We start from the raw sequence: 12996 nt of genomic DNA on the forward strand, positions 1-12996 counted from the left end.
GTCGACTACGAGGTGGCGTACCAGGCGGCGTACCAGGTAGCAGGCCCGACAACCCCGTCCACGGTCAGCCCTCGCGCCTTCTGGAAGGCCCGGCAGGCCTCCCGGGACCGCTGGTCGTAGGCGCCGTTCACCCCGACGTCCCAGCCAAGGTCACGCATCTGCCGCTGCCAGGTGCGTACGGCCGGGTGCACTGTCTTCGGCGGCCAACTGAACAGCACCCCGGGCCAGTTCGGAGCGGCGCCCGGCTCCGAAACGCGATCGCCGCGCAGCGCGGTGGCGGTGATCGGCGCGTTCCAGGAGGCATACCAGGTCTTCTCGCCGACGACGCCGTCGACGGACAGCCCCTTCTCCGCCTGGAACGCCAGGCACACACGCCGGGACCCCTCGCCGTACGCGCCATCCACCGAGATGGTCCACCCCCGGTCGCGCATCCGCTGCTGCCAGGTGCGCGCACTGGAGTGCGTCGTCACCGGGGGATAGTGCAGCAGTACGCCTGGCCACTGGGGAACGCCGGGCGGCGGATCGGTGGGGTCAGTGGGGTCGCCGCCATCACCGGAACCGGGTTCCATGGCCGACATATGACGACCCAGCACTCCAGGGCACTCCGTCGCGAGAAACGACTTGTGCCCCGTGATCGCGGCCGCCGCGTTCCCGACGCTCCGTAGCCGGGCTATCGCCGTACGGAAGCCGTCGATGAGCTGGTCGGTGATGGTGTCGTACGAGGCGGAGGTCCCGCCAACGAGCCCACACACCGCGTAGTAGCGGTAGTTGGAGTCATTCGTGCCGTTCGCCGCGGTTCTGACGCCCACGCCACGCCCTTCGAAGACGTAGCCGTGGACGCAGACCAGGTAGGTGTAGGCGATGTCGTCCCAGCCGTTGGCGTCCATGTGATGGTTCTGAATCCCGCGCACCTGCGAGGCGCAGCGGGAATGGCTGCTGGCGGCGAACCGTACATCCCCGGTGTGGTGGACAGCGACCCCGCCCCGTGACGGGTCGAAGTCCGACGACGTCTTCTTCGGCGCACGGGCACCCCACGCCGAGCGGCTGACAAAGGTAGCCATCAGCGCATACCCCCGGCGGCCGCCGACAAGCCACACTCGGCACTGGCGTTGAGCGGTTCGCGGGAGACGCCGTCCGCGTGATCGGCGGCCGAGACGTTCGGGATACGGGCCCCGGGGTGGTCCGGGCTGGTCACGACGGGGAGTTCGCCGGAGCGGGAGGTGACGGCCTCGTCAACCTGAGCGGCGGCGGCAGCCGGGCCAGAGCTGGCGACGGAAAAGGCCACGGCGCCAACGGCGGCGGAGGCAGCGGCAGCGGCCTTGCCGGTGAGGCCGAGGAATCCACGGCGGGTGGCGGGGCCACGGTGATCAGTGTGGTCGGACAACTCTTCTCCTCAACTGGGGCCCTGGGCCGGAGGTCGTCGGGGCCGGGTATGCACGAGTGCTTGCGGGTCTGCTGAGCAATCGCCGACAGCCTGCGGCGAGGACCCCCCATCCGACCAGCCTTGCGAGACAGGGTGACGTGATCTGGGGACGTCCCAGCCCCTGGCCTGCTGAGACGTGAGTAGGCTCGAGGCCTTCGCGGGACGGCTGAAGTCACAGATCGGCGTCGCACATGACTACGCGGCAGCCTCCCGGCACTCCCCGCAGCAGCCCGGACTCGGACCCCGGAACCCCCGGTCACACTCCTCGCAGTTCTGCATCGGGTCAGTCGTCCCGCCGCCTGGCTCGGCGGGCAGCTCGGCCGGGAGCCCCTGCCGAAGCCGAAAAGCCAGCAGCCCCGCCGGTCGCGGAATCTCCCCGACGGGCAACAGCGCGGTCACCGCACGAGCCAGCTCACCGGGCCCGACACCCCGCTCCAGCCACGCACAGGCGTCCACGGCGAGCCGCTCGACGTCTGGCGCGGTCAGCAGAAGTCGCTGGTCACGGCGCCGAAGTGACCCGAGCACGGCGACCGCGTCACCCCAGTGAGGCGAATCGGAGACCGGCTCAGCCGCTACAACCGGCGCCTCCTCAGGCGCGGTCACCGCCGACCGCGCCCCAAGCCCGCCCACGACAGCCCGGCAACGCTCGGCCGGATGCTCGTAGAACGTCGTACGCGTCACCACTCGCCCCCGCGCGCTCCGTGCCCGCTCCCGTACGAGATACCCGGCGTCCTCCAACTCCCGCAACGCGCGGGCGATCCGCAACTCACTCTCCGGCCACCGCTTGACGAGCTCCTTGATCCCGACATGGGCACCGTCCGGCAGCGACTGAATATGCACAGCGAGCCCGACGGCGACGAGCGACAGGTCGCGGTTCTGGGCGAGGTGATTGCCGACGACGGTGAAGCGCTCGGTATGACGGTGCCGTACGTGCACGACACCTGATCGCGGGCGCGCGTCAGCGCTAGAATCTGGCTCAGCCATAGGGAAGCTCTCTTCTTCCTCGGTGGTCAGGCCCTCGTTCGGGATTGCCGTCCCGGCGGGGGCCGTTCACATGCGGTCTGCGGTTGTTGGTCAGGGCGACCGTAACCCCCACCCCACCCACTCCCGCCCCCAGACGCCCCCACCTCACCCGTGTGAGTGACGGCCACGGCGGATCAGGTGAGGTGGGGTTGGGAATGGTTCTTCCCTAAAGTGCTTTACGAAGACGTCGCCGCCCACCACGTCGCGGCCACCCGCGACCCGGTCCAGCCATCACGCGTGCGGTGGACGGCAACGAAAGCCGCGCAGACCGTAGTTGCCGCACCGGGAGGTGGCCTGAAATGACGGGCCAGGGATCGATCGAGCAGATGACATCAGGGCGAGCAGCAGGACTGGGACGGGTCCACGTCCGAGAACTTGACGGTAGTAGGCCGCCACGTCCAACGCTGCCGGGAGCATGCCGGAATGACCCGGGGCCGAGCTGGGCCGGGCGATCGGCTACACCGAGCATCAGGCAGGGGCGGTCGAGCGCAGCGGCACTGGGCACGTACGCCAACCACCACGTCCATGGTCTGCTCCAGACCCAGGACTACATCCGGGCGCTGTACCGAGCCCCGGCGACCGGCCTTGGACGAAGAGCTCATCGAGGAGTACGTAGCGGGCCGTTTGGCCCGCCACGACGTCTTCAGCCGGAAAACCCCACCCTTCCTCAGTTTCGTCCAGGAAGAGGTGGCGCTACGCCGCCCGGTCGGTGGCGGGAGGGTGATGCGTGGACAGCTCGAACGACTGTTGAAGATCGGTCAGTTGCGGAACGTGGAGATCCAAGTTGCCGACGGACTGCGAAGACCATGCCGGGCTGACTGCCACCTTCACGCTGCTCGACCCGCACAGCGGCCGGAAAGTCAGCCACATCGAGCAGCAGCGCTTCAGCCGGGTCATCTCTGAACGCCAGGACATCCGCCGCTTGGCAGCCACTTATGGGATCACCAGGCTCAGGCTCTCACGCCACGGGAGTCACTCGCGTTCATCGAGAGAGTGCTGGGAGAGACATGGCGATCAAGCCTTCCACCCACAGCGCTGACGAACTGGAGTGGTTCAAGAGCAGCTACAGCAGCACCCAAGGCCCCGACTGTGTCGAGATCGCGACCACCCCAGCAGCCATCCACGTACGCGACTCCAAGAAAAAGCAGGGCCACAATCTCACTTTCACGCCCGACCAGTGGAAGCCCTTCATGACGTTCACCTCACAGCCCTAGGAACCCGACCACACCTGACGCATTTGGTCCCGGCGCGCGGCCTCGGCAGGCGACTTCTCGAAGACCCCCTGGGCCACCCGGTGGACGCAGTCCACGCCATAGCGGTGCAGCAGGCTGACATCTTCGGCAGCGGGGCGGTCCGGGAACAGCGCGCTGAGGCGATCGGCTCCGTGCGGACTGTGCGGGGCGTAGTCCAGCAGCTGCCCCAGTGCCTGGCGGACGTACCTATGGTCGGACTTGCTCTTGGCCTCGATCAGCTCGGTACCGCTGTCATCGGTGACATAAAGGTCGCTGACACCACCGGGGCAGAAGAATCGCGTAGCTCTCCGGCCCTCTGCGATGAGGTGCTCTCGAAACTCACCCACGAGGCTGGACTCGTTCCGGTCGACGACTATGAGACGCCCACTACTCCGGTATGAGGTCCGTCGCGTGCGCATCTCCTCCAACGCGGCGCTGCGGACGATCTGCCGGGCCTGTTCATCCGGCTGCGGTATGCCTTCCAGGGACTGTCGTGTCCACGCGGTCCCTGGGGTGATCATGAACTCCTCGAGTACCGACCGCGCCTTGTCTCCCCGCAGCACCATCTGGCCGGGGAAGTTGTGGGCTGGCTTGTAGCCGATCGCCATGTTCAGATCGGTGTAGGAGATGGCAGCGTCGGTGAAGTCCAGCAGAGTGTAGACGGTGTGCCAGCTCTTGCCGTCCTTGGACGGGGGCCACAGTCGGTCGGCCAGCTCACGGTTACGGAAGATCGCCCCGACTTCGCCTACGGCTCGCACCTGGTTCCCGCCCGTGAACAGGACCACGTCCCCGGTTTCCACGCCACGCATCTTTTTGTCGTGACTGGGCGTCGCGCCCCAGAACCGTGCCTGGCCGTCCGGGTGCAGCGCCAGAAGCAACTCCCGTTGCTCGGGGCTGAGGGTTTCCGCGTACCCGGCGTCTGTGAAGTCCACCTGCTGCGCGAGAGTGTCGGCCCAGTGGCGACGGGTCTCGGCGCTGCCGTAGGACGGTGAGATCAGGACGCGCACCGTGGGGTGCTCCCTTCCGGAGGTATCTGAACGACGAGAGCCAAACGTTTCAGCTGTGGTGCTGGAAGGCCCCGGGAGTGTCACCCTACGACGCCAAGATCCCTGCGTTCCCAGCCCCGTTGGCTGAGCACACCCCCGCCGCGCAGCGGACCGCAACCATGCTGTGCCAGATCTTCGCCCTGGGGGGCCTGAGCTCGTTCGGCCTCAGCGCACGGTGAGCGATCTTCAGGTAGCGTTGCCCTGCGCTGTGCCTCCTCTGACGGAGGGTGCGATCGGTGCTGCAGAGCTTCAGTGGTAGAGCAAATCCCTTTGTGGACGCCATCTTGATGGTGCTGGCCGCCCGGTAGGGCAGGACGTTGTTCTATCGCCACGGCGGGGGGCTTCCCCGCAGCTTTGCAGAAAGGGCTGTTGCATGAGCAGCGCCTCCGACCAGCATTCAAGGGCACAGCGTCCGTGGCACCACGAGTTGGCGCTCCGCTTCGCCGCGAGCTTCGGCGCGCGGATGCTGTGGAGTCTCCTGCAGACGGTGGCACGGAACTGCAGTTTGTAGCCGCAGTGGTGGTGGGGGCCTCGGACCCCACCACCAGAACTCGCCCTTTGCCTCATGCTCGATCACCGAGCACGCGATCTCACGGCCACAACTTCAGGCGGAGTTGTACACCCTCGCCCCCGCGCGTTCGGCGCCGCCCTCTCTTACGCTTCTTGTGGGGAACCGAGACGCTCCGGGCAGCCCTGGACTCAGGGGGAAGGTTGCCCCAGGTCGGGCGCAGTCCATCGATGTCAACTGAGCCAACCAAATTCTTTAGATACTTCTGCGTCTCGGGGTCGGTGGAATAAAGCACCGTCGCTCGGCTCGCTCGCGTCAACAGCACGTGGTACGCGTTGCGCACGCACTCGTCGAACCTCTCGTTACCCTTGGAGCGGATGCTCTCGTCGGCTGAACCCGCGGTACGTACGCTCCACAGCTTCTTCTCCTCGTCACGAGTAAGGGCTGCGCGCTGGTATTCCCAATGGTCCGTCCGCCAAACCATGTCATCCCCCAGGATCACCCCGCACCAGTCCCATTCGAGGCCCCGTGACGAATAGACGCATCCAATCTGGTCCACGCCCTCCGACCGAACACCCCAGATCTTCGCCGGAGGCTCACCATTCCTACCAGCCGAGTCACCTTTCACGTTCCACGGGCGGTGCCAGCCCCCGATCTGCACGTCAGGAACAAGCTTGCCGCCCTTCTGCAACTTGTGCCACGGCCAGCATAATCCAGCCACCATACGGGCACTCGCCCCGGCGGCATGCTCCTCTCGGATAATGCGTTCCATCTCCTCCGGACTGTCCGCTATCTCGACATGCATCAGACCGTCGGGCATCCACTCTTCCACCGGCCGGTTCGAAATGCCCAGTAGGTCATGCACCCAGTCTCGGTAGCGGTCGCTGCCTCCACAGCGGAACTGTCTGTGCAGTTCGTACGACGCGGGTTCGATTCCCCTACGCCTCACAGAATCGCGGATCAGCTCCACGGTGCCGACTTCCTTGGGGTGCACGACCTGACTTCCGTCAAGAAGGAATACGACCACCTTGGCAGCATCGAGGAGCTCCTCAACCTGCGGCTTCGTCCCCCACTGCGATTCGGGAAGGTAGCGTGACGCCGAACGCTCACGCAGCCCATGCGCCTCGTCGCAGATGAGAATATCGAACCGTGGCTCCGGCGGTTTGATAAAGCTGCTGAAGTATGCGAACTTACCCTGGAATGCTCCGTCTCCGTATCCGACATGCTGCTTCATCGCCGCGTCGAATGCCTGCGACCCACTGGTGTACCTGACTTCATGACCTTGCGCATCAAAATACTTGAGCAGCTCAATACCGATCGCGCTCTTTCCGGTCCCCGCTCCTCCTTTCACGATGAACACCGCTTGCTGTTCGACTTCGGGGAGCCGTTCGACGGAGAGACGGACGCTTCGGAATACTCTGCGCTGGTCGCCCCTCAGGGTGAAGACCGTGTCCTCTCCCTTCGATGAGATCATGGCATCCAGGAGCGGCGTGTTCCGGATCGCCATCCGCTGCAGGACGGTTTCCGCCGCCGAGGCGTTACCGCTCTCCGCAAAGCGTTCGCGGAGATCATCCATGAGGTCATCTCGATTGTCAGCGGTAACAGTCAGAGCATGTGGTCCTGTCAATGCGTGAGCCGAGAACAGTGGACCAATATCCGAGTCATGAGCATTGGGCAAGTAAGACAAGCCTGCGTACTCGATCCGCATGTCGCGCAGCGGACCGCTTTCGCCGGTGAAGTAGTCATAGACGCCCGCGAGCTGCTCACTCGGACGCGGCTTGGCCTGCTTGTAGCCGGGCACATCCACCTTGTTCCGGTCCCGTGGGTTCTGTGTAACCGAAGCCCATCTCTTCAGCTCGACAAGCAAAACTGACTCAAGCTCAGTTTCCGGGTGCCGCCCCACCAGAACGACGTCAACGGGGGCGGGTGCTCCCTCTGGCTGGCACTCCACAAGCATGTGGACACTGCCACGGCCCGCGGCAACCAAGTCGGACGCCAGCTGGATGAGGCTCTCCTTCCACGCCGCCTTCTCCGTATCCGAAACGTCGAATTTCTTGAAGGATAGCCAGCGGGCCGCCAGATGAGAGAGCAGCAAGCGGCGCTCATGAAGCCTGAGCAGGTCCTCCGCAGAAAGTTGCAGAAGAATCACGAGAACATCCCCCAAAGCTCGAGTAACTCGTGCGGGGTGGGGGCATGTCCTCATGGGGAAGCCCGCCGGGCCGCACCCGACAGCTGATCACTCTACAAACATCCGCCCCCCTCCCCATGAGAGAGACGGCGGACGATCTTCGCCGCAAGCGATTCGATAGGATTCGAGTTCACCGTCATTGCGGCCCGCGGGGCTTCCGCTCCGCCTCCGTGGCGGGGTCTCGAAGGACACGTCCCCACCCGCACGAGCTACTTCGCGCTGCCTGGGGGCATTCCATGTTGTTCCGCGACTCCGCTACCGCGGTCGCCGCCCGCCACCTCGAAGGGTCGCTGGCCCTGCACCTCACCGAGCAGTTCATGCACGCGCACGGCTACCTGCCTGGCCCCTCGGAGGTGCGTTCCTGGCAGCGGAGCATCCCCGCGCTGACCTACGCGCTGCTGGACGCCGGGCTGGGGCAGGTGGAGGTGGAGGTGTTGTTGGAGTACGGCCTGCCGCTGACCAGCAAGCGAGTGGACGCGCTGCTCGCGGGCGTACATCCCAGGACTCGGGAACCGTCGTACGTCGTCGTGGAGCTCAAACGGTGGAGCGAGGCGCATCCGGACGAGGATGATCCGTTACTGTGCCGCTTTGAAGCGTACGTCCGGCCGGTGCTGAACCCGATCGAGCAGGTACGCGGATACTGCGACTATCTGGTCGCCTTCAACGGCGCGTTGGCCGAGCATCCGGAACGCGTCTCCGGGGCTGCTTATCTCCACAACGCGACCGCGTTCGGCGTCAGCGGGCTGGACGAGGTCGAGCAGAGCGAGCGCGGGCTGTTCACCGTCGGCAAGCGTGGCGAGTTCCTCGCGTATCTGCAGGCGAAGTTGGCCCCGGCGCGGGGGGCGGATGCCGCTGACGCTCTGCTGAGCGGGAAGGTACGGCCTTCCAAGCAGTTGATGGACGTCGCGGCTCAAGAAGTCCGGGAGCGTGAACAGTTCGTGCTGCTGGACGAGCAGCGCGTGGCGTACGAGATGGTGTTGAGGGCGGTCCGCAAGGCGCACGAGGCCGACCACAAGGAAGTGGTGGTCATCACCGGTGGCCCGGGGACGGGTAAGAGCGTGATCGCCCTCTCGCTGCTCGGTGAGCTCTACCGGCAGGGGATCTCGGCGCTGCACGCGACCGGATCTCAGTCCTTCACCAAGACCATGCGCAAGGTCGCGGGTGCGCGCAAGCGCGAGGTACAGGATCTCTTCAAGTACTTCAACAGCTTCATGAGCGCGCAGCGCAACGGCCTTGCCGTGCTGATCTGCGACGAGGCACATCGCATCCGTGAGACATCCGCCAACCGCTACACACCCGCGGCGCAGCGCACTGGCAAGCGGCAGATCGAGGAGCTGATCGACGCGGCGCGCGTCCCCGTGTTCCTCCTCGATCAGCACCAGGTCGTACGGCCGGGCGAGATGGGTACCGTCGAGGAGATCAGGGATGCGGCGGCAGCCAAGAACCTGACGTGTCGCGAGGTGTCACTGGACAGCCAGTTCCGCTGCGGCGGAAGTGACGCCTACCTGCGGTGGGTGGTACGGCTGCTCGGGCTCGAGGGCGGGGAGCCCGTGGAGTGGGAGCCGGACGGCCGGATGGAGTTGGCCGTCGCCGAGTCCCCGGAGGAGCTGGAAACGTTTCTGGAGGGGAAGCGGGTCAAGGGGTACGGGGCGCGGATGTCGGCCGGATTCTGCTGGAGGTGGTCGGATGCCAAGCCAGGTGAACCGCTGCCGACCGACGTGGTGATCGGTGGCTGGGCCCGGCCGTGGAACCTCAAGGGTGAGCGCTCCGTGATGGGGGCTCCTCCCTCGGCGCTCTGGGCCACCGACCCGGCCGGGTTCGGACAGGTGGGCTGCGTCTACACCGCGCAGGGCTTCGAGTACGACTGGAGCGGGGTCATCCTGGGGCCGGATCTGGTGTGGCGGGGTGAGCGGTGGGTGGTCGACCGTGCCGCGTCCAAGGACCCGGTGTTCAGGCGGTCCACGCCCGACGCGGATGTGGACCGCCTGATTCGGAACACGTACAAGGTGCTGCTGACGCGCGGCATGGTGGGCACGGTGCTCTACTCAACCGACGCCGAGACACGGGCCAAGCTACGGGAGCTCGTACAGTCAACAGCCCGCACGCCGCTGCCCACCGCGTAGCGCGGCATGGTACCGCGTGATGCCGTGGCTGCCGGTGATCGGGCTGTGCCAGGTGTCGAAATAAGCAGTTCTGAGGTACCTCTACCAGTCACGGCCCCGGGCGGCGGCCTGGGCCGAGTCGGATCTCCGCCGCCGCGACGCCCTCTCCAGCGGCACGCCCTACGAGGGGCCGCCCGACCGTGACAGCGCCCAGCTCCGGTACGAGAACGCCTTGGCGATCCCGAGCAGCCCGGTCACCCACAGGGCCACTCCGGCGCCCATGCCCAGTACCGCGTCGGGGACCGTGAGGGCCGCAGCCGCCGTCTCGAAGGACACCCAGAGGCCGAGCGCACACGGTGCGAAAGACAGCAGCAGCCAGGCGAGGCTCCGCCCGGGCGCCCGTAGTCGGGCATCCGCGCCGGGCTCCCGGTCGAGGTCCCGCCACTCGTCCATGAGTCCGCGCACCTCCCGGTCCCGCCGTATGCCGGACACCATGACGAGGGCGGCGGGAACAAGCGCCCCGAGGCCCAAGGGAACAAGGAGCGGCCCCATCATCAGCATCATCTTGTCACCGCGGGGCCCGAGCCCCTGCAGCGGCATGGTGAGCAGCACCCACCCGAGGGCACCCAGCGCCCCCATCAGCCAGAGCAGCAGAAGCCGCCCGGCTCCGAGACCGCGCGTCCGCAGCACTTGGAGCGCTGTGGCCCGGTCCGCGAGCATCGCCTCCCGATCCGGCCAGACCCGCAGGTGAGCGGGAGGTGGCGGTGGAGGAAGAGACGCGCGGAGCATAGAAACCCTCGGACGGCGACGAGCACGGACTGCCCGACGCTATCGCGCACCCGGAGACCCCGGGAACGCGGGTGGCAGAGGCCACAGCCGTCACACATTGCCGGTGCGGGCAATCGCACCCCCGTTCGCTAGAGTGACACAAGTGGCCATTGGTGACCGGGAACTGACGGTTGCTGATCGGGGGGATCTATGGAGCAGCAGCCCAGACTGAAGGCGAAGCGTGACAAGCTCACCAACCTCGCCGACGACCTCGACGCCATGCAGGACTACCTCGACCAGCAGGTCAAACGCATGGACACAGTAGTCGACAGCATCGAGGCAGGCTGGCGCGGGCCGGCGGCCAAGGCGTACCGGACACTGCACCGGGGTGCCGCCAAGGACGCCGTACGGATCCGGATGGTGATGCAGCGACTCGAACAGGCCGTACGCCTAGGCCGGGACGGCTTCTCGGCGCAGGATCTGGCCGTGATGGAGAGCCTCCGGAAGATCCAGGCCGAGGTGAACGTGAAGGATGAGGTGGACAAGCTCTCCACGCCGAACCAGGACGTGCCGCGCAAGCCGCGCAGTGGGCTCGCCGACCTCTGAGCACGGGGAAGAAATGTCGGACGACGAACACATAACCGTCAACTTCGCCACGCTGCACAGCCTTACCGGCGAGCTTGAGGACATCATCAAAAGGCTCAACGAACGTCTGGACGTGCTCTACGAACGCGTCGAGAAGGTCGTCCTGACCTGGGAGGGTGAGGCCCGCGAGGTCTTCGTCGACGAGCTCGACAAATGGGACCGGTCCGCGCAGGACCTGGAAGCGGCGCAGGCCTGGCTGCACGAGGTTGTGACCAAGGGGCACACCAACTACGCGGCGGCGCACCAGGCGGTGCTGCGGGGCTGGGGCGGTCACTGATGGCGGGTCCCAACCCCGGCCCCCAGCCCGGCCCTCGGCCCGGCGCGCAGGGCCCCGGCCAGAGCGGCACCATCGATGTCAAGCCGTCCGACCTCCACCGCGTGTCCGGCGGGGTGGCCGCGCAGCAGACGCCGATGGACAAGGGGGCCAAGGACCTCCTGGAGACACTGAGGAAGTACCCGGACGCCGGTGGCTACGGCACCGCCCCGGAGGCGTTCGCCGCCGCGTACGTGAAAGTCGGGAACCGCTTTCTGGAGGTGTGGGCGAAGAGCGTCGTCAGCATCGGCGGCGCGGCAACCGGCTTCACCGCGACCGCCAACAACTACGCCAAGGCCGAGGCGGCCAACGACCCGACGGGCAAGACCAAAGCCGTCACCCAGCCACTTCCGAAGGTCATCGAGGAGGCGCCGGTCTACGGTTCCGTGCCGAACCTCAAATGGGGTGATGACGACGGCGGCGACGATTTCATCCGGACGCTCCTCGAGTGGGTGCCCGGTCCGGTACGGGAGGTCCTGCGCCCGATCGTGAAGCATGCGTACCGCATGGGCAAGGTCGCCGAGGTCTACCCGTATCCGCAGCAGCACTACCTCGACTCGCTGTCCAAGGCCTGGATGGCGATGACGATGACGCTCTCCATGGCTGAGAGCACGCTGACCGGGAATGTCAGCAGCATCACCCAGCAGAGCAACAGCGAGTGGCACGACGCCATGCGACAGTTCTGCAGCTCCCTGTGGGGCACGACCGCTTGGGGCGGCAGCCGTGAGGGCTACGAGTGGAAACACGACTCGGCCTCGTCGCGGACCGCCACGCACCCCGTGATGACGGTCCTCTTCGACACCGCCCAGAAGGTCGGCGACCTCCTCTACGACTTCGCCGAAGCGGCCGTGTACATCAACCGCGAGGTGTGGGACGTCTACACGGACGCGATACGCGAGGCGATCCCGAAGGTCGAGGTGAACCTGAAGGACGGCGTCGGGATGGACGACGTCACGGGGCTCATCAAGGGCGTGGTGAAGACCGTCGCCAAGGGCGCGAGTCAGCTCGGTGTGGGCATCGTCCTCAACATCGACACCCCCAGGCTGAACGCCATCGTCAACGAGTACAACCGGCGGGTCAACGCGCTCGTACCGCAGCTGAACGCGCTGATGGGACCACTCGACGAGGCACACCGCAGCGCCCCGAAGTTCGAGGCGCAGGAAGCCCGCGCCGAGGCGTTCGGCAAGCGTGCGCTCAACGAGTTCAAGAAGGAGCACCGGTGGACTGATCCGGACGACACCAAGAACGGCGTCTACAAGATCGACCTGGCCGGCTCCGAGTGGATGAACAACGGCCACACCCTCGACAAGCATGTGGGAAAGTCCGACGAGCAACTCGCCCAGCGCCTGCGCGACCAGAGCCAGCCACCCACTCCTAGTTGGCCACACAACAAGCCGACCATCGCCGCAGCCTCGACGTTCGAGAACGGGGAGAAGGCCCAAGAACTTACACAGCACAACATCGCCCAGAATTCCCAGGCCATCAAGGCGTGGCTGGAGGGTCCCCCACCCCCCACCAACGGGAGCAGGCCAGAGTCGTTCGACGGGTCCGCACCCAGTGGCGAGTACAGCGGACGCAGTGTCTCAAAGCAGCCGGTCGATCCGAACGACCCGATGAGCGGATTCAAGCAGGGCGGCCTGAACGCCAAGGCCGTCCCGGTCACGGGGATCAGGACCGTACTTAAGTACGATGACTCCCTGGACCCGCCATTCGTGGTCCTGACCTCAATGCCAGTTCCCTGAGAGGAC

General features: G+C 66.2%; 12 protein-coding genes and 1 pseudogene. 7 read left to right on the forward strand and 6 right to left on the reverse strand.

Annotated features, from left to right (window positions below; translation table 11 throughout):
- Window positions 1-5 precede the first annotated feature (5 nt).
- From GCN81_RS05515 to GCN81_RS05525, 3 genes are all read right to left on the reverse strand, one after another.
- The gene (locus GCN81_RS05515) at window positions 6-1061 is read right to left on the reverse strand and encodes a peptidoglycan recognition protein family protein (RefSeq protein WP_156722292.1); all 1056 of its coding nucleotides are present in this window, start codon (window positions 1059-1061) and stop codon (window positions 6-8) included.
- Window positions 1061-1384: a hypothetical protein gene (locus GCN81_RS05520; RefSeq protein WP_156722293.1), complete on the reverse strand. Its 324-nt coding sequence runs from the start codon at window positions 1382-1384 to the stop codon at window positions 1061-1063. The genes GCN81_RS05515 and GCN81_RS05520 overlap by 1 nt, the downstream gene beginning before the upstream one ends.
- A 234-nt stretch (window positions 1385-1618) precedes the next feature.
- On the reverse strand, window positions 1619-2359 hold the full coding sequence (locus GCN81_RS05525) for a helix-turn-helix domain-containing protein (RefSeq protein ID WP_231626381.1): 741 nt from the start codon (window positions 2357-2359) through the stop codon (window positions 1619-1621).
- A 413-nt stretch (window positions 2360-2772) separates the two neighbouring features.
- Here GCN81_RS05525 and GCN81_RS32840 point away from each other — a divergent pair.
- The 3 genes and pseudogenes from GCN81_RS32840 to GCN81_RS05535 all read left to right on the forward strand — a co-directional run.
- Window positions 2773-2976, forward strand: a pseudogene (locus GCN81_RS32840) (hypothetical protein); the annotation flags it as partial.
- Entirely contained in the window at window positions 2972-3349 is a 378-nt protein-coding gene (locus GCN81_RS32210) for a Scr1 family TA system antitoxin-like transcriptional regulator (protein ID WP_231626382.1), read from the forward strand. The pseudogene GCN81_RS32840 and the gene GCN81_RS32210, both read left to right, overlap by 5 nt.
- A gap of 104 nt (window positions 3350-3453) precedes the next feature.
- On the forward strand, window positions 3454-3660 hold the full coding sequence (locus tag GCN81_RS05535) for a DUF397 domain-containing protein (RefSeq protein WP_156722296.1): 207 nt from the start codon (window positions 3454-3456) through the stop codon (window positions 3658-3660).
- On the opposite strand, the gene GCN81_RS05540 is transcribed toward GCN81_RS05535, so the two are convergent.
- Together GCN81_RS05540 and GCN81_RS05545 are read right to left on the reverse strand one after the other, a co-directional pair.
- On the reverse strand, window positions 3657-4685 hold the full coding sequence (locus GCN81_RS05540; protein WP_156722297.1) for a hypothetical protein: 1029 nt from the start codon (window positions 4683-4685) through the stop codon (window positions 3657-3659). The two genes, GCN81_RS05535 and GCN81_RS05540, sit on opposite strands and share 4 nt — an antisense overlap.
- A gap of 629 nt (window positions 4686-5314) precedes the next feature.
- Entirely contained in the window at window positions 5315-7381 is a 2067-nt protein-coding gene (locus GCN81_RS05545; protein ID WP_197287484.1) for a DUF2075 domain-containing protein, read from the reverse strand.
- Window positions 7382-7656: 275 nt separating this feature from the next.
- Between GCN81_RS05545 and GCN81_RS05550 the strand changes: the two genes are divergently transcribed.
- On the forward strand, window positions 7657-9543 hold the full coding sequence (locus GCN81_RS05550) for a DUF2075 domain-containing protein (RefSeq protein WP_156722299.1): 1887 nt from the start codon (window positions 7657-7659) through the stop codon (window positions 9541-9543).
- Window positions 9544-9702: 159 nt separating this feature from the next.
- On the opposite strand, the gene GCN81_RS05555 is transcribed toward GCN81_RS05550, so the two are convergent.
- The gene (locus GCN81_RS05555) at window positions 9703-10242 is read right to left on the reverse strand and encodes a hypothetical protein (RefSeq protein ID WP_231626383.1); all 540 of its coding nucleotides are present in this window, start codon (window positions 10240-10242) and stop codon (window positions 9703-9705) included.
- Between the two features lie 258 nt (window positions 10243-10500).
- Between GCN81_RS05555 and GCN81_RS05560 the strand changes: the two genes are divergently transcribed.
- The 3 genes from GCN81_RS05560 to GCN81_RS05570 are packed head-to-tail and all read left to right on the forward strand — an operon-like array spanning window position 10501 to window position 12990.
- Window positions 10501-10896, forward strand: coding sequence for a WXG100 family type VII secretion target (locus tag GCN81_RS05560; RefSeq protein WP_156722301.1), 396 nt, complete (start codon window positions 10501-10503; stop codon window positions 10894-10896).
- A gap of 13 nt (window positions 10897-10909) precedes the next feature.
- Window positions 10910-11212: a WXG100 family type VII secretion target gene (locus GCN81_RS05565; protein WP_156722302.1), complete on the forward strand. Its 303-nt coding sequence runs from the start codon at window positions 10910-10912 to the stop codon at window positions 11210-11212.
- The gene (locus GCN81_RS05570; protein ID WP_197287485.1) at window positions 11212-12990 is read left to right on the forward strand and encodes an RNase A-like domain-containing protein; all 1779 of its coding nucleotides are present in this window, start codon (window positions 11212-11214) and stop codon (window positions 12988-12990) included. Before GCN81_RS05565 ends, GCN81_RS05570 begins: the two co-directional genes overlap by 1 nt.
- The last annotated feature ends 6 nt before the right edge of the window (window positions 12991-12996 follow it).

This window comes from Streptomyces apocyni (genome assembly GCF_009739465.1).
GTDB classification, from domain to species: Bacteria; Actinomycetota; Actinomycetes; order Streptomycetales; family Streptomycetaceae; genus Streptomyces; species Streptomyces apocyni.